The organism is Actinomycetota bacterium (assembly GCA_035640355.1).
In the GTDB taxonomy this organism is placed as follows: Bacteria; Actinomycetota; UBA4738; order UBA4738; family HRBIN12; genus CALGFI01.
Genome location: DASQWI010000019.1, coordinates 31,018 through 47,438, shown reverse-complemented (window position 1 = coordinate 47,438; position 16,421 = coordinate 31,018). Strand labels below are relative to the sequence as shown.

Annotated in this window: 16 protein-coding genes, 1 tRNA gene and 1 pseudogene; 7 read left to right on the top strand and 11 right to left on the bottom strand. The window is 68.1% G+C overall.

What is annotated here, in order from left to right; translation table 11 throughout:
- Positions 1-14: 14 nt before the first annotated feature.
- From VFA08_10595 to dnaK, 3 genes are read right to left on the bottom strand one after another with little or no spacing between them, the layout of a single operon-like run.
- The gene (locus VFA08_10595; GenBank protein HYZ14034.1) at positions 15-626 is read right to left on the bottom strand and encodes a nucleotide exchange factor GrpE; all 612 of its coding nucleotides are present in this window, start codon (positions 624-626) and stop codon (positions 15-17) included.
- Complete coding sequence (locus tag VFA08_10590) at positions 626-1,078, bottom strand: Hsp20/alpha crystallin family protein (protein ID HYZ14033.1); 453 nt, start codon at positions 1,076-1,078, stop codon at positions 626-628. The genes VFA08_10595 and VFA08_10590 overlap by 1 nt, the downstream gene beginning before the upstream one ends.
- A complete protein-coding gene (gene dnaK / locus VFA08_10585; GenBank protein ID HYZ14032.1) occupies positions 1,075-2,940 on the bottom strand; it encodes a molecular chaperone DnaK in 1,866 nt (621 codons plus the stop codon). The genes VFA08_10590 and dnaK overlap by 4 nt, the downstream gene beginning before the upstream one ends.
- Before the next feature lie 274 nt (positions 2,941-3,214).
- Between dnaK and VFA08_10580 the strand changes: the two genes are divergently transcribed.
- The 3 genes from VFA08_10580 (at position 3,215) to VFA08_10570 (ending at position 6,825) form a co-directional block, all read left to right on the top strand.
- Positions 3,215-5,218 (top strand): (Fe-S)-binding protein, encoded by a 2,004-nt coding sequence (locus VFA08_10580; protein ID HYZ14031.1) that lies wholly within the window; start codon positions 3,215-3,217, stop codon positions 5,216-5,218.
- 213 nt (positions 5,219-5,431) lie between these two features.
- Complete coding sequence (locus VFA08_10575; GenBank protein ID HYZ14030.1) at positions 5,432-6,127, top strand: sensor histidine kinase; 696 nt, start codon at positions 5,432-5,434, stop codon at positions 6,125-6,127.
- A complete protein-coding gene (locus VFA08_10570) occupies positions 6,124-6,825 on the top strand; it encodes a response regulator transcription factor (protein ID HYZ14029.1) in 702 nt (233 codons plus the stop codon). The genes VFA08_10575 and VFA08_10570 overlap by 4 nt, the downstream gene beginning before the upstream one ends.
- A 35-nt stretch (positions 6,826-6,860) precedes the next feature.
- Here the strand turns inward: VFA08_10570 and dcd are convergent, their stop codons facing one another.
- Positions 6,861-7,445 (bottom strand): dCTP deaminase, encoded by a 585-nt coding sequence (gene dcd / locus VFA08_10565; protein HYZ14028.1) that lies wholly within the window; start codon positions 7,443-7,445, stop codon positions 6,861-6,863.
- 12 nt (positions 7,446-7,457) lie between these two features.
- Positions 7,458-8,492, bottom strand: a complete 1,035-nt coding sequence (trpD, locus tag VFA08_10560; protein ID HYZ14027.1) for an anthranilate phosphoribosyltransferase — start codon at positions 8,490-8,492, stop codon at positions 7,458-7,460.
- Positions 8,493-8,594: 102 nt separating this feature from the next.
- On the opposite strand from trpD, the gene VFA08_10555 reads away from it, so the two are divergent.
- Positions 8,595-8,668 (top strand) — tRNA-Gly (locus VFA08_10555).
- A gap of 15 nt (positions 8,669-8,683) precedes the next feature.
- Here VFA08_10555 and VFA08_10550 read toward each other — a convergent pair.
- The 6 genes and pseudogenes from VFA08_10550 to rpsF form a co-directional block, all read right to left on the bottom strand.
- Complete coding sequence (locus tag VFA08_10550) at positions 8,684-9,388, bottom strand: endonuclease III (GenBank protein ID HYZ14026.1); 705 nt, start codon at positions 9,386-9,388, stop codon at positions 8,684-8,686.
- A 9-nt stretch (positions 9,389-9,397) separates the two neighbouring features.
- Positions 9,398-10,747, bottom strand: a complete 1,350-nt coding sequence (gene dnaB / locus VFA08_10545; GenBank protein HYZ14025.1) for a replicative DNA helicase — start codon at positions 10,745-10,747, stop codon at positions 9,398-9,400.
- A 437-nt stretch (positions 10,748-11,184) separates the two neighbouring features.
- Complete coding sequence (gene rplI, locus VFA08_10540; GenBank protein ID HYZ14024.1) at positions 11,185-11,637, bottom strand: 50S ribosomal protein L9; 453 nt, start codon at positions 11,635-11,637, stop codon at positions 11,185-11,187.
- Positions 11,634-11,912, bottom strand: a complete 279-nt coding sequence (gene rpsR / locus VFA08_10535) for a 30S ribosomal protein S18 (GenBank protein HYZ14023.1) — start codon at positions 11,910-11,912, stop codon at positions 11,634-11,636. The genes rplI and rpsR overlap by 4 nt, the downstream gene beginning before the upstream one ends.
- Before the next feature lie 58 nt (positions 11,913-11,970).
- A pseudogene (ssb, locus tag VFA08_10530) lies at positions 11,971-12,339 on the bottom strand (single-stranded DNA-binding protein).
- 74 nt (positions 12,340-12,413) lie between these two features.
- Complete coding sequence (rpsF, locus tag VFA08_10525) at positions 12,414-12,767, bottom strand: 30S ribosomal protein S6 (protein HYZ14022.1); 354 nt, start codon at positions 12,765-12,767, stop codon at positions 12,414-12,416.
- A 168-nt stretch (positions 12,768-12,935) separates the two neighbouring features.
- Here rpsF and panB point away from each other — a divergent pair, with 168 nt between their 5' ends.
- The 3 genes from panB to VFA08_10510 all read left to right on the top strand — a co-directional run bounded on the left by panB (position 12,936) and on the right by VFA08_10510 (position 16,410).
- Positions 12,936-13,724, top strand: coding sequence for a 3-methyl-2-oxobutanoate hydroxymethyltransferase (gene panB, locus VFA08_10520; GenBank protein ID HYZ14021.1), 789 nt, complete (start codon positions 12,936-12,938; stop codon positions 13,722-13,724).
- A 254-nt stretch (positions 13,725-13,978) separates the two neighbouring features.
- Complete coding sequence (locus VFA08_10515) at positions 13,979-15,205, top strand: glycosyltransferase 87 family protein (GenBank protein HYZ14020.1); 1,227 nt, start codon at positions 13,979-13,981, stop codon at positions 15,203-15,205.
- Entirely contained in the window at positions 15,202-16,410 is a 1,209-nt protein-coding gene (locus VFA08_10510; protein HYZ14019.1) for a mannosyltransferase family protein, read from the top strand. Before VFA08_10515 ends, VFA08_10510 begins: the two co-directional genes overlap by 4 nt.
- The last annotated feature ends 11 nt before the right edge of the window (positions 16,411-16,421 follow it).

Below are 16,421 nucleotides of genomic sequence, written 5' to 3'. Positions count from 1 at the left end.
GGGCGGAGACCCCGTTACTCGCGCTCGACGCGAACGCTCGCCGGGCGGATGACGGAACCGCGCAGCTTGTACCCCTGGCGGAAGACTTCGGCGACGTGCGGCTCGCCGTCACCCTCGCCGGTCTGCATCAGGGCCTCGTGCTCGTTGGGATCGAACGGCTTGCCCTCCGCCGCGATCCGCTCGAGGCCCTCCGAGCGAAGCGTGTCCGCGAGCTTCGCGTACACGAGCTCCACGCCCTTACGGAAGCTCTCGAAGTCCGGGCTTCGCTCGGCGGCGATCAGCGCGAGGTCGAACTCGTCGAGCACCTCGAGCAGTTGCTGCACGAACCGCTGGAGCTCCGACTCGACCAGCCGCTCCTGCGAACGAATCGTCCGCTTGCGGAAGTTCTCGAAGTCGGCCTGGAGGCGCTGCAGGTGATCGCGGTACTCCGCGGCCTGTGTCCGCGCCTCGGCCAGCTCGTCCTGCGGCGCGGCGTCCGCCGCGCCGCTTCGATCGGGCTGCTCGGCCGGGGAGGCCGCGCCGGCCGTTCCGGCCGGCGCGGCCCCACCCCCGCCGAAGCGGCGCTTGTCGACGACGCGGACCTTCGGACGGTCCTCGTCTCGCTCGCGCTCGTCGTGCTCTGTCATTACGACGCCTTCACCTGGATCTTCTTCGGCTTGGCCTTCTCGGCCTTGGCCACCTCGATCGTCAGCACTCCGTTGTCGAAGTTCGCGTTCACCTTCTCGGTGTCGGCGGTCTGCGGGAGCGTGATCGCTCGAGTGAACGAGCCGTACCGCCGCTCGACGCGGTGGTAGCTCTCTTCGTTCACCTCATCGGAAAACTCGCGCGTTCCGGTGACCGTGAGCGTCGAGTCCTCGACGGAGACGTCCACCTCGTCCGGCTCGATGCCGGGCAGCTCGAGCTTAGCGACGATCTTGTCCTCGGTCTCGTACACGTCCATCGACGGCATCCACACGCCGCCCGCGCTGGGGCGGAGAGCCTCGGACCCGCCGTACGTGCGACCGAACAGCCGGCTCAGCTCGTCCTGAATCGAGACGAGGTCACGGAACGGATCCCAGCGGACGAGTCTGTCGCTCACTGCTGTCCACCTCCTTCATCGACGATCTCGCCCTCGACCACCTCGTTGTCACCGTCGGTGCCGGGGTTCGAGGGCGCTCCACCCCCGGCCGCGGCGGCCTGCTGCGTCTGCGATTGTGCGGTCTGCTGGTACATCGCCTGCCCGATGCTCTGGAACTTCGCCATGACCACGTCGGTCCCGGACTTGATCCGGTCGGCGTCCTCGCCCTTGAGAGATTCCTTCAGCTCCTCGTTCAGCTTCTTCAGCTCCTCGCGGTCGGCCTCGGGGACCTTGTCGCCCCATTCCTCGAGCGAGCGGTCGACCTGGTACGCGATCTGGTCGCCGGCGTTGCGGGCTTCGGCCGCCTCGCGCCGGCGGTGGTCCTCCGATGCGAACTTCTCCGCGTCGGCGACCATCCGGTCGATGTCGTCCTTCGAAAGGGCCGTGCCGCCGGTGATGGTCATGGCCTGCTCCTTGCCGCTGGCCATGTCCTTGGCCGAGACGTTCACGATGCCGTTCGCGTCGATGTCGAACGCCACCTCGATCTGCGGCATGCCGCGTGGCGCGGGGGGAATGCCCGTGAGCATGAACTTGCCGAGCGAACGCACGCCGGGCGAGTAGACGGTCTCGGCTTCGCCCTGCAGCACATGGATCTCGACGTTCGTTTGGTTGTCGTCGGCCGTCGTGAAGATCTCCGACTTGCGCGTCGGGATCGTCGTGTTGCGCTCGATCAGCTTGGTGAAGATCCCGCCCTTGGTCTCGACGCCGAGCGTGAGCGGTGTGACGTCGAGGAGCAGGATGTCCTTGACATCGCCCTTCAGGACACCCGCCTGGATCGCGGCGCCGACCGCAACGACCTCGTCGGGGTTCACGCCCTTGTGGGGCTCCTTCCCGCCGGTTAGCTCTCGGACGAGCTCCTGGATCATCGGCATGCGCGTCGAGCCGCCGACCAGGATCACGTGGTCGACCTTCTCGATGCCCTTGCCCCAGTCCTTCACCGCGAGCTCGAACGGCTCACGGCACCGACGGACGAGGTCGTCCGTCATGCGTTCGAACTCGCCGCGGGTGAGCTTCACCTCCAGGTGCAGCGGTCCCTCGGCACCCGCCGAGATAAACGGCAGATTGATCGTCGCCTCGGACACCTGCGACAGCTCGATCTTCGCCTTCTCCGCGGCTTCCTTCAGCCGCTGCATCGCCATGCGGTCGGCGGCGAGGTCGATGCCGTAGTTGTTCTTGAACTCCTTGACCATCCAATCGATGACCCGCTGGTCCCAATCGTCGCCGCCGAGCTGGGTGTCGCCGTGGGTGGCCTTGACCTCGAAGACGCCCTCACCGATCTCCAGTAGCGAGACATCGAACGTCCCGCCGCCCAGGTCGAACACCAGGATCGTCTGGTCGTGCTGCTTGTCGAGCCCGTAGGCAAGCGCTGCCGCGGTCGGCTCGTTGATGATGCGAAGGACCTCGAGGCCCGCGATCTGGCCGGCCTCCTTGGTCGCCTGGCGCTGAGCGTCGTCGAAGTACGCCGGAACGGTGACCACCGCCTGCGTGACGCTGTCGCCGAGGTACGACTCGGCGTCGCGCTTCAGCTTGGCCAAGATCTGTGCGGACACCTCCTGCGGCGTCCATCGCTTGCCGTCGACGTCGACGTCCCAGTCCTTGGCCCCCATGTGACGCTTCACCGAACGGACGGTGCGGTCTGGGTTGGTGATGGCCTGGCGCTTGGCCACCTCGCCGACGAGGATCTCGCCTCCCCGGGAGAACCCGACGACCGACGGGGTCGTCCGAGAACCCTCCGCGTTCGGGATGACGACAGGCTCGCCGGCCTCCAGCACGGATACGACCGAGTTCGTCGTACCCAGGTCGATCCCCACGGCTCGTGGCATTCCCTTACCTCCTGCACGATCGCTTCGTTGGTCGACCGGCGGCCCTGCCGGCCTCAGTCACTACCCATGATGGAAGTTGAGCCTGGGACTGTCAACTCTAGGCACGGACGCGAGGGCCGGACCCCCGACCGCGGCAGCTCGGGGGTGCCGACTGGACGAGCGCTACGCTCTGGCGGCGGGCCCCCCGGGGAGGCGCGGCGCCATTGTTGGCAAGCGATGAGGCACGAACCGCCCCGAAGGAATCATCCGGATGCGCTGGGTATGCTCGCCACCGATGCTCGCCCGGGCCGCGCTGCTCGTTGCGATGGTGGTCGTCGCGGGCGGTCTCGCCGCCTCACGAGCTCGGCTTCTGACGCGACTGGTTCGACAGGGAAGACCCGTCGAACGGTCGAGCGACCTGCCGGTCCGCCTCGCGCGCGAGGGCACGCGCGTGCTCGGCCAGCGGAAGTTGTTCCAGCGGCTCGTTCCGGGGTTGATGCACGCGCTGATCTTCTGGGGCTTCCTCGTGCTGCTCACGACGATCGTCGAGGTCGGCGGCCAGGTCGTCGATCTTTCGTTCGAGCTCCCGCTGATCGGAGGAACGCGTTGGCTCGTCCTGGTTCAGGACGTCTTCGCAGGCGGGGTGCTCGTAGGGATCGGGCTTGCGCTGTGGATCCGACTCGTGCAACGACCCGAGCGGTTCGTCGGCAGCCACCACGCCGATGCCTACCGGATCCTGGGGCTGATCTTCCTGATCATCGCGACGTTGCTCCTCGGCCGTGGCGCGCGGATCGCGCTCGGTCTGGCCCCCGACTGGTGGTGGACTCCCTTGTCGACTGCCGCATCCGCGCTGTTCGGGTGGATGTCGCCCGGACTACGGCGCGCCGCGATGTGGCTGCTGCTTTGGTCGCACATCGCGTTGATCCTCGGGTTCCTCGTCTACATCGGCTATTCCAAACACCTGCACATCGCGACGAGCGCGATCAACGTCTTCTTCGCCCAGACGAAGCCGCTCGGCTACCTCACCCCGCTTCGGGTCGATATCGAGGCGGCCGAGGCGAACGACGACGTTCGGTTCGGCGCGGCGACGCTTCCCGACCTCACCCGGAAGGAAACCCTCGACCTCTACGCGTGCACCGAGTGCGGGCGATGCCAGGCGGCGTGTCCCGCGTGGAATACCGGCAAGCCGCTGTCGCCGAAGCTCTTGGTGATGAACCTCCGCGACCATCTGCTCGCCGAGGGGCCCAATCTCCTACGTGCCCGCGAGCGCGGAGAGACCGTGGAAGCGTCCCCGCTCGTCCCGGACATCGTCGACGAGGAGGTCCTCTGGGACTGTACGACGTGCGGCGCATGCATGCACGAGTGTCCCGTCGACATCGAGCACGTCGACACGATCGTCGACCTCCGCCGGAACCTCGTCATGGCCGAATCGCGCTTCCCGCCAGAGGCGGGCGGAATGCTCCGCGCGCTCGAGAGCGCCGGGAACCCTTGGGGGATGCCTCAGGCGCAGCGCGCCTCGTGGGCGGACGGACTCGACGTCCGCGTGATCGGCGATGGCGAGCGGGCTCCCGAGTACCTCTATTGGGTCGGCTGTGCGGGCTCGTTCGACGACCGAGCGAAAACGATCTCCCAGGCGGTGGCACGGCTGCTGCAGCGCGCTCAGGTGTCGTTCGCCATCCTCGGGCCTCGCGAGCTCTGTACCGGTGATCCCGCCCGCCGAATCGGCAACGAGTACCTGTTCCAAACGCTCGCCGAGCGAAACGTCGAGACGCTCGATCAGACGGGAGTAACGAAGGTCATCGCCAACTGCCCCCACTGCTTCAACACGCTCCGCAATGAATACCCGGACTACGGAGGGCGCTACGAGGTCGTTCACCACTCGCAGCTCCTCGGACGCCTCATCGATGAAGGCCGCCTGCTGCCGAGCGCCCGGGTGCCCACACGCGTCACGTACCACGATCCCTGCTATCTCGGCCGGCACAACGATGTCTACCGCGATCCCCGTGAAGCCCTCTCGTCCGTGCCGGGGGTCGAGCTGGTCGAGATGCCGCGCCACGCCGAGCGGTCGCTGTGCTGCGGCGCGGGCGGCTCGCGCATGTGGATGGAGGAACGGATCGGCAAGCGCATCAACGCCGAGCGGATGGACGAGGCCGCCTCGACGGGAGCCGACGCCATCGGCGTGGCCTGCCCCTATTGCCTGATCATGCTCGACGACGGCTCCAAGGCGCGCGGCGACGGGACGGACGTCGTCGATATCGCTCAGCTCGTCGCGCGCTCGCTCGGAACCGTCTCTTCGTAGCCCGCCGCCCGGGCGACCGCGCTCCGGCCGGGGGTTCAAGCGAACGCCCCAACCGACCGAAGAAGGACTAGACCGAACGGAGCCCGTGCCCGGTCGTGCGATGGGCGCCGTCCGGACGGCCGACGGAGGCAAGCGGTACGGCTATGGCCAGTGCCAGGCGTGCGGACGCGCCGGAAGGCGCGAACCGTTCGCCACGAACCGAATAGGAGACGAGTGGACGGGACGACACCAGCCGCGGGCGTCGGGGGGGGCGAACCGCCGGATCTTGGCGGCGTCGCGCCGGACGACCCGATCGAACGTGAGCGGACACGTCTTGCCTACGCGATCCACGATGGCCTCACCCAGGTCGTGACCGCCGCCGTGCTCGAGCTCGAGTGGCAGGCGCGTCGGGTCGACCTTGCCCCGCAAGACGCGGCCAAGGCCCTCACCGACGCCACAGCGGAGCTGCACGCCGCGCTCGACGAGATTCGCGCGCTGCTCTCGGCGTTGTCGCCGCGCGCCGATGAAGCACACCGGTCGGTGAACGAGCTCATCGAACACGTGATGGACCGTTGGAAGCTCCGCGCGAAGTGGTCGGTGAACGGCGATCTTCGTGACGTCCCCGGACCCGTGCTCGACGTAGCGACCTCCGTCATCCGAGAGTGCGTGGCCAACGCCGCGAAGCATTCCGACTCGAACGACGTCGCCGTCGACGTTCAAGCGTCCGCCAGCGGCGTCGAGGTTCGGATCGAAGACGGCGGGCGAGGGTTCCGACCCGAAGAAGCCGGCCTCCATGCCGGTCATCTGGGGCTCGAGATGATGCGCCGCCGCGTGGCCGAGGTGAACGGCACGCTCGACGTCCAGTCGTCGCCGGGAAACGGCACGAGGGTCGTAGCGAAGCTCCCCGTCAATCAAGGAGTGACGTCGTGAAGATCCTGATCGTGGACGACCACGCGCTCGTGCGCCGTGGGATGGGACACGTCGTGCGCGAGTCGTTCAGCGACGCGGAGATCGTCGAAGCGAGCTCGGCTGCTGAGGCGATGGAGGCGATGGCCACCACGGGCGCGGACATCGCGCTCGTCGACGTGCGTATGCCCGACCTGGACGGACTCGAGCTCCTGCACGACATGCGCGAACGCTGGCCCAACGTCCCCGTGATCATGCTCACGTCGTTCGATCACGCCCACTACGTCAGGCGCGCGCTCGCCGAGGGAGCCGCGGGTTACATGCTGAAAGACGCCACTCCGGAGGACCTGGAGCAGGCGATCAAGGTCGCGCTGTCGGGAGGCGGCAACGTCCTGTCGCCGAGGGTCATCCAGAACCTGTTCGAGACGGTCGAGGGCGCGACCTCCGTCGAGAACGGCGAGACGCATCACCGCCCGACGAGCTCGTTGACGCAGCGCGAGACAGACATCCTCGCGCTCCTCTCCGAGGGGAGGAGCAACCGCGATATCTCGCGCGCGCTGTTCCTGTCCGAGAAGACGGTCAAGGCGCACCTCGCAGCGATCTTCCGCAAGCTCGGCGTGACGAACAGGACCCAAGCGGCCATGGCCGCCGTGGCGATGGGCATCGGTCCCGGTCTCCAACCCGCTCAGTTGCGTGCGGGCACGGGCAGCTCCAGACCGTGACGCAAGCAACGACGAGGAGATAGCAAATCGGAGGACTAGCCCTCCGAGCGTTCTCCGTTCGCGAACTCCTCGAAGAAGCGGCTCGCCGTGGGGCCGCGCTGTCCTTGGTACTTGCTCCGCGTGCGGCCCGATCCGTACGGGATCTCCGCCGCCGTCGACAGCCTGAAGAACGAGATCTGTCCGATCTTCATGCCGGGGTAGATCGTGATCGGCAGGTTGGCCACGTTCGAAAGCTCGAGTGTGAGGTACCCGTCCCACCCCGGATCGACGTAGCCGGCGGTCGAGTGGATCAACAGGCCGAGCCGACCGAGGCTGGACTTTCCCTCGAGGCGCGCGACCATGTCGTCGGGCAGTCGGACGCGCTCGCGGGTCGACCCCAGGACGAACTCTCCCGGGTGCAGGATGAACGGCTCCGGACCCTCGACCTCGACGAGCTCCGTGAGCTCGGGCATGGGCTTTCGAACGTCGATGTACGGGTACCGCGAGTTCGCGAACACCCGGAACTGCGAGTCGACGTGGAGATCGACCGACGACGGCTGCACGCACGTCTCGTCGAACGGCTCGATCTCGATCCGGCCTGCCGCGATCTCCTTGCGGATGTCGATGTCGGACAGGATCATCGCCGCGCGATGCTACCCGCTCGTTGCAGTGGAGACGGCGACCCAGCGTTCGAGCGTCGCGGAAGCGGCGCCGGAATCAATCGATTGGGCCGCGACCGTCAGCCCTTCCTCCATTGACGCGGCGTGACCGCCGACCTCGAGCGCGGCGGCAGCGTTCAGGAGGACGACTTCGCGGCGCGGGCCTTGCTCACCGCCCAGAATCGCCAGGGCGATCTCCGCCCCGACGCCGGGATCCCCACCCTTCAAGTCGTCCGGTTTCGCGCGCGACAGTCCGAGCTCGGCGGGGTCTGTTGAGCGTTCGGTCACGGTCCCGGCGTCGACCTCGAACACTTTCGACGGGGCGGTGGTCGTGAGCTCGTCGATGCCGTCGGCACCGCGGAACAGCTTCGCTCGCGTGCCGCGCCGAGCGAGAACCTCGGCCATGAGGGGCAGCATCCGTTCGTCGGAGACGCCGACCACCTGGGCGAACGGGCGGGCGGGATTCGTCAGCGGACCGAGGAAGTTGAACGCCGTCGGCACGCGGAGCTCGCGGCGCACCGGTGCGGCGTGACCCATCGCAGGGTGGAACACCGGCGCGAACATGAACGCGATGCCCGCCTCGGCGAGGCACCGTTCCACGCCGGCAGGAGGCAGGTCGATCCGGACGCCCAGAGCCTCGAGCAGGTCGGCGGATCCGCAGCGAGAGGACGCCGCCCGGTTGCCGTGTTTGGCGACCGGAACGCCGGCGCCGGCCACGACGATCGCCGCGATCGTCGAGATGTTGAAGGTCCCGGTTCGGTCGCCGCCGGTGCCGCACGTGTCGATCACGGGCGCAGGGGGAGTGACCGGATTGGCGAAGGCGAGCATGGTACGGGCGAGACCGTCGACCTCGTCGACGGTCTCGCCTTTCGTCCGCAGAGCCATCAACAGGCCGCCGAGCTGCGCCGGCGTCGCTTCGCCCGCCATCACCTCTTGCATCGCCGCGGCGGCCTCGTCGGCGGTGAGCGCATCGTGCGCCGCGAGCTTCGACAGGATGTGCGGCCACAGATCCGGATCGCGCTCGGTCATGCGTGGGGCCGGAGGCTAGCAGGGCCTCGACGGGCGGCATGCGACGCCTTGCCATGGCGTCGCCGCTAGACTGAGCGCGCTCGCCCGGGGCGAGCGCGAACCGCGGGCGTGGTTCAATGGTAGAACGCGAGCTTCCCAAGCTCGAGACGGGGGTCCGATTCCCCTCGCCCGCTCCAGCCGACTGACGGGCGCTACCTGGATCGTCGCAGGGTGGGACGACGCGTCGAGCGACCGAGCACGATGGGACCCGTCGGACAGAGCTCGAACACCGGACAGACATCGCATCGGGGGCGACGCGCGATGCAGATCTCGCGGCCGAGCCGGATCAGTCCGACGTGCACCGGAACGCGGATCTCGCCGGGAACGAGCTCGGCCAGGACGCGATGTGCAACCGCTGCGGTCGTGCGCGGCTCGACCCAGCCGAGCCGAGTCGCCACTCGGTGCACGTGCGTGTCGACGGGAAGCGTGTTCCGATCCAACGAGAACGCCAGCACCACCGCGGCCGTCTTCGGCCCGACGCCGGGAAGGGACGCGAGGTACCCCGCTGCCTCTTCGTCGCCCATCTGCCTCAGTCGCGAGAGGTCGTAATGGCCTTCCCGCTCCCGGATCTCGCGAAGGATCGCCTGGATCCGAGGCGCCTTCGTGTTCGCCAGGCCGCCCGAACGGATCGCGTCGGCGACCGCCGGCGCGCCCGCGGCCACGACGTCCTCCCACGACGGGAAGGAATCGCGGAGCGAGGCGAACGCGCGCGAGGCGTTCACGTCGCTCGTGTGCTGGGAGAGCACCGTTAGGATCAGTTCCTCCAGCGGGTCGGTTCGTCGTGGTGGTTGCAGCTCACCAAAATGCCGAAGCAAGCGCGCGTGAACGGCTCGAACGCGCCGCCGATCGATCGCCACGGCGGCAGGCTACGAGGCGGGAGCGAAGCTGCGGAACTGCGTGAGGTGAGGCAGGAACGTGAGCGGCAGCGTGTCCGTCGGCCCGTTGCGATGCTTGGCCACGATCAGGTCCGCGAGCCCCTTTTTCGCCGGGTCGGCGTCGTCGCGGTGGATGAACATGACGACGTCCGCGTCCTGCTCCAGTGCACCGGATTCACGAAGGTCCGAGAGCTGAGGACGCTTGTCCTGGCGGCGCTCGGGGTCGCGGTTCAGCTGCGAGACGGCGACAACCGGGATGTCGAGTTCCTTGGCGAGCATCTTCAGGCCCCGGCTGATCTCGGCGATCTCCTGCTGACGGTTCTCGACGCGTCGCGAGTGGGACATCAACTGGAGGTAGTCGACGATGATCATCCCGAGGCCCTGCCGCCGCGCCGCCAGGCGTCGCGCCTTCGCACGGATGTCGACGAGCGTCACGTTGCCCGAGTCGACGATGAACAGCGGCGCGTCGTGGAGTGTGTCGGCGGCCTGCGCGATCCGGGACCAGTCCTCGGCGCCCACGCGCTTGTTACGGATGGCGTCCCACGGCACTCGCGCCTCCGCGCACAGCAAGCGCATGCCGATCTCCCACCGCGACATCTCGAGCGAGAACATCGCGATCGGGAACCCTGCGTCGACCGCGACGTTGCGCGCGACGTTTGTCACGAAGGACGACTTGCCGACACCGGGGCGAGCCGCGACGATGATCAGGTTGCCGGCCTGCATCCCCGAGAGCAACGCGTCGACGTCACGGAACCCCGTAGGCACGCCGGCGAACGCTGACTCGCGGTTCTGGATCTTCTCCAGGTCGGTCATCGCCTGGTCGACGAGCTCACGAAGCGACGCGACCTGCTCCTTCTCGTCGTGGCGCGCCACCTCGTAGATCCGCTGCTCCGCCTCGTCCGCGACGCGCTCAGGTTCTTCGGGCGCGGCGAACGCCCTCTCGATGATGTCGCCCGCCGCCGAGATGAGCCGCCGGAGCAGTGCCGTCTCGGCGACGATCCGGGCATACGACCCGGCTGACGCCGGTGTGGGAACTCGCTCGACGAGCTCCGAGATGTAGAGGTGGCCGCCGACCTCGACGAGGAGGCTGCGGCGCTTCAGCTCCTCGACGGCGGTGATCGCGTCGACGGGGTCGCCGCGCCCGTAGATATCACGGAGCGTCTCGAAGATCTTGGCGTTGGCGCTCCGATAGAAGTCGGCCGGCCGAACGACCTCGATGACGTCGGCGATCGCTTCGGCCGACAGCATCATCGAGCCGAGGACGGACTCCTCGGCTTCGAGGTTGTGCGGCGGTACGCGATCAGGCCGAAGCCGACGAACGTCCTCAGCCGTGCGCGCCACGATCCCGCCCCCCTCGCCCCAAGGTCCTCGACCCCGGACCGGCGGGAACCCTAGACCTCGCCCCGTCCGGTCTCCAGCGGAAAACCCGTGGGGAAACGCGACGACCGCGTGGGCACGAGAGATTCCTTGTCACTGTGGCCTTTACCTGCGATTCCCCATGTGGATAACCCTGTGGACAGGTGTGTATCAGGCGGGAATGACAGGCGTGTCATTTGTGGGGAGAGGCACCGTGACCAAGCCGCGGTCCCGGGCACACGACGATCGTGATAGGTGCCGGCGGAACGGTTGCGTCGCGGGCGGCGACGGTGATCGGCGCGCGGGAAGGGGTGCGTCTCGGGCGTCGTCGAGCGAAGCGAGGCGAGAAGGGCCATCTCGCGCAACCCCGTCGGCCGAGCGGAGACGAGCAGCCCGAGACGCGCCCCGACCTCAGCGCGCCCCTACGACTCCGTGCCCGAGACCTCCACCGAAACGACCGGGTCCACCTCGTGGAAGAGGTGGACGCGAATCTCGTGGCTACCGACCGAACGGATCGGCTCTACGAGGTGCACGTCGTGCCGGTCGACGCGGATCCCGGCCTGGTCGTCGATCGCGTTCGCGATGTCGGACGCCGTAACGCTACCGAAGAGCTTGCCCTCCTCCCCGGCATGCGCGGAGACGCGGATCGGTGTCGCAGTGAGGCGCGCGGCGACCTGCTCGGCTTCGGCCTTCGCGGCGTCGACCCGGACGGCGTGCGCCCGCTGGAGGCTGCCTACGTGGTTCACGCCGCCCTTCGTGGCTTTCACGGCGAGGCCGCGCGGCATCAGGTAGTTGCGCGCGTAGCCGTCGGCGACGTCGACGACATCGCCCGGCACGCCGAGCTTGTCGACCGCTTTCTGGAGGATGACCTTCATCGCGTCGAGTACGGCAGCAGCGCCATCTCGCGCGCGTTCTTGACCGCAACGGCGACCTCGCGCTGATGCTGCGAGCAGTTGCCGGTCACGCGACGCGCGCGGATCTTCCCGCGCTCCGAGACGAACTTTCGGAGCGTGGCCGTGTCCTTGTAGTCGACGTACTCGGACCGGGCCTTACAGAAGACGCAGACCTTGCGTTTGGTCTTCCTCTGCCAGCCCTTGTCGTCCTTCTCTTTCTTCGGTTTTCCAGTTCGCTTCCTAGCCTTGGGTGGCATCCAGCGGTGTCTCCTCGCTTCCCAACGAAGCGCCAACCGCCGCCGGCTGCCAGTCCGATCCAGATCTGCCCTGCCGCTCGACCTTGGCGGTCGCCCAGCGCAGGCTCGGCCCGATCTCGTCTGCCTCGATCTCCACGACGGTGCGCTTCTCGCCTTCCTGGTTCTCCCACGATCGCATCTGCAGGCGCCCGGCCACGACGACGCGCGTGCCACGCGTCAGCGACTCGGCCACATTCTCCGCGAGGCTGCGCCAGCCGTTGACGGTGAAGTACGACGTGTCGCCGTCCTTCCAGTTGCCGGCCTCATCCTTGTACCGACGGTTGACGGCTACTCGGAACTTGACGACGGCCGCTCCGTTCGGCGTGTAGCGGAGCTCTGGGTCATCCGTGAGGTTTCCCACGATGATGATCTGGTTCTCGCTCGCCATCTCCATCACCTTCCGTTTCGGGATCCGCTTCCCGGCGGATGGCAGTGCCGGGAAGGGGGAAGTCGCTCGTTCGCCTACGCGGCCTCGCCGCGGACGACGACCTTGAACCGCAACACCTCGTCGGCCAGCTGCAGCGCACGGTCGAGTTCGCCGATCCGAGCGGGGTCCGCGGTGAACTCGACGACGACGTAGTAGCCCTCGCTTTGATGCTCGATCTCGAAGGCGAGCCGCCGCCGGCCCCAGCGGTCGACGTTACCGACCGCCCCGCCTCCATCGGAGACGATGCGGGCGATGCGATCCGCCGCCCCGGAAACGACCGACTCATCGGCGTCCGGGGGCAGGATGAGCATGACTTCGTACTGCCTCAGTGCCCCACCTCCTCTGGTCTGGGCGGCCCCCCCTTGGTGAGGAGAGCGGCGTCTGCGCACCACTCGACCTCTTGGGGGAGCAGGAATGGGTCCGCCCAGAGTCTACCGTTTCGTTCGGGCAGACCGTAGCAAGGGGTACCGACATGCCCTGACCGCAAGCATGGCGGTGCAAGAGCCGCCAACTAGACTTGCTGAACAGCCGTGCACTGCCGGAAGGAGGCGCGAGCGATGGTGACGATCCGCGACCTGCGCGATTGGAAGACGGATGGCAGGCGCTTCGCCATGCTCACCGCGTATGACTTCCCCACCGCGCGGATCCTCGACGAGGCTGGGATCCCGGTGTTGCTCGTCGGCGACTCGGTGGCGAACAACGTCCTCGGTTACGAGGACACGCTGCCGGTCACGATGGTGGAGATGCTCCACCACACGCGAGCCGTCGCGCGCGGCGCGCGGGCCGCTCTCATCGTCGGCGACATGCCGTTCCTCTCGTATCAGGTGTCGATCGAGGAAGGCATCCGGAACGCCGGACGCTTCCTCAAGGAGGGGGGCGCGCACGCAGTCAAGCTCGAGGGATCGCAGATCGAGCTCACCTCCCGGCTCGTCGAGCTCGGTATACCCGTGATGGCACATGTTGGCCTCACGCCGCAGTCAGTGCACGCGATGGGCGGATACCGGGTCCAGGGCCGGGACGAGGAGACCGCGCGAAGCCTCCTCGATCAGGCGCACGCCCTGGAGAAAGCGGGCGCGTTCTCCGTCGTCCTGGAAGGGATCCCGGCGGAGCTCGCCGCCAACATCACGAAGACGGTGCAAATCCCGACCATCGGGATCGGCGCGGGACCGCACACGGACGGTCAGGTGCTCGTGGTGAACGACCTCCTCGGCCTGAACGAACGCCTCCCCCGGTTCGCCAAGGCGTACGCGAACCTCCGCGCCCAGATCGCCGACGCGGCGCGCGCGTTCGCCAGCGACGTCGAGACCGGTGCGTTCCCGGACCAGGCGCACTCCTACCGCAGCTAGGACGCGCCGAAGAAACACGGCCGCGACGGCGTAGGCGAAGACCACCCGATCGGGCCATTCGCGCACCGTGGCGACCTGCCGATCCACTGCTCCAGCGCGCCTCGCGGGTGGCGCTCAGGTGTCGCCCGCGCCGGAACGGGCCATCGGCCCGTCCGAACCGGTACGGCGGGGTCGCCACCCCCTCGGCGGCCCCGCTGTACGCACCCAGGCGCGGCGCGCCGACCGATCGCCCTTGCGATGCGAAGATGCGCTCGGTGCCGACCGCCGTACGACAGATAGGTCTGGGCCTCGTTCTCGCAGCGCTCGCCGGGACGCTGGCGGCAGGGTTCGCCGTCAAGGCGCCCTGCGCGTCGGGCGACTGGGCGGATGGCCGTCAGTACACGAGGCTTTGCTACAGCGACATCGTCCCCCTTCTCCGCGCGGAGGAATTGACCGGGGATCGGCTGCCCTTCCTCGAGGCGTGCGAGGAGACGCAGCCGGGCGCGTGCGACGAGTACCCCGTCCTGTCGATGTGGGCGATGCGGCTCACCGCGTGGGTCTCGGGACCGGACGTGGGGCCGTTCTTCACCGCCAACGTCGGCTTGCTCACGATCGCGGCGTTCGTCACGACGCTCTGCCTGTACCTGATGGTCGGCGGGCGCGCGATGTACTTCGCGCTCGCGCCGACGCTGCTCATCTACGCCTTCGTCAACTGGGACCTGCTCGCGGTGTCGTTCGCCACGGCCGGGACGCTCCTATACCTGAGGCGCAGGGACGTGGCCGCGGGGGCACTGCTTGGGCTCGGGGCGGCCACCAAGCTCTATCCGGCGCTCCTCGTCGTGCCCTTCATGGCCGGACGGTTCCGTTCACGCGAGCCCGACCGAGGGATCCACCTCGTCTGGGCGGCGGCCGCCGCGTGGGCGATCGTGAACGTGCCGTTCGTGATCGCCGCACCGGGCGGCTGGTGGGAGTTCTTCCGGTTCAACGCGGAGCGCCCCACCGACTGGGACAGCCTGTGGCTCATCGCGTGTCACCGCGTCGGAGGGGAGTACCCGTGCGGTGGGACACGCATCATCAACGCGCTGTCGCTCCTGATCTTCGTCACGCTCGTGGCCGTCGTGTGGCGGTGGAAGGCGGCGCGCGACCCGGGGATGGCTCGGTGGACGCTCGGCTTCCCGATCCTGGTCCTGTTCCTGCTCTCCAACAAGGTCTACTCACCGCAGTACAGCCTGTGGCTGCTCCCCTGGTTCGCACTCGCCTTGCCCGATCTGCGCCTGTTCGCCGCCTTCGAGGCAGCCGACGTCGCGGTCTTCGTAACGAGGTTCTGGTGGTTCGCCGAGCTCACAGGGTTCGAGGGAACGCCGTTCGGCGCGTTCGAGCTCGCCGTCCTCGTCCGCGCGCTGATCCTGGTCGCGTGCCTGGTCGCCTGGGTACGCCGTCGCGAGCCGGCACCGGTTGCGGCCGCGCTGCCCGAACACGCATTCGCAGGTGTAACGACGTGAGAACGAAGGAACGGCGGGACAGGGTGGTGTTGGTCGCGGCGATCCGCGACCAAAGAGCGCACCTGCTCTCCGTCATTCGCTACTGCGCCCTCGTCTTTCTCCTCCTCCGGCTCCTCACGCTCGTGGTGGGCGTGGTTGCCGTCGGACTGGTGCCGGCGCTCGATCCGGTCGGCGTACCCGGATGGCCCGCACCGATCGCCGAGCCGGGGTGGCACAACCTGTTCACGGCATGGGAGCGATTCGACGCGCTGTGGTTCCTGCGGATCGCGGACGAGGGATATCGCCTCGGAGACGGCAGCGCGGCCTTCTTCCCGCTGTTCCCGCTCGTCGTCCGCGCGGTGTCGTTCGTCGCCGGCGGTCACCCGTTCGGAGCCGCCTTGGTGGTCTCGAACCTCGCGTTCCTGGCCGCGCTCGTCGTCACCTATCTCCTTACCGATCTCGAGTACGACGAGCGCCGAGCCCGGGCCACCGTTGTGCTCCTCGCCTTCTTCCCGACCTCCTTCTTCTTCCTCATGCCGTACTCCGAGTCGCTGTTCCTGTTGCTCGCCGTCGCCGCGTTCTGGTTCGCCCGTCGAGGCAGTTGGGTGGGCGCCGGCATCGCCGGAGCGCTCGCCGCGCTGACCCGGAGCGTGGGGATAGCTCTCGCCCCGGCAATCGCGATCGAAGCGCTTCATCAGCGCGCCGAGGGACGGGGCAGGGCGTGGCCGGGCCTGCTCGCCGCCGTCGCCACGGCCGGCGGAACGCTCGCCTACCTGGGTTCGTGGGAGCTCCGCGCCGGCGACCTTCTCGCGCCGCTGCATACACAGCAAAGCTGGGAGCGCACGTTCTCGTGGCCGTGGGCATCGCTGTGGGAGGGAACGCGCACGGCATTTCGGTATGTCGGCGACACGAACGGCGGGTACTGGTTGCTCGACTGGCTGATCGTCATCCCGTTCCTGGCGGCGGCCGCATACGCTCTCGCTCGCTCCCGGCCGTCGTACGGCGTGTACCTCCTGGTCACGCTGCTGATCCCGTTGTCGTTCGTCTTCGAGGACCGAACGCTCATGTCGATGCCGCGGTTCGTGCTCGTCGTCTTCCCGGCGTTCTGGGCCGCCGCTGAGGTGGTGGAACGCCGTCGCGTGCCGGCACTGGCGCTCGCGGCGATCGGTACGTGCGGAATCGGGCTCCTCTCGGTGCTCACGGTGAACTGGTACTACGTGTTCTGATCCATAGGGCG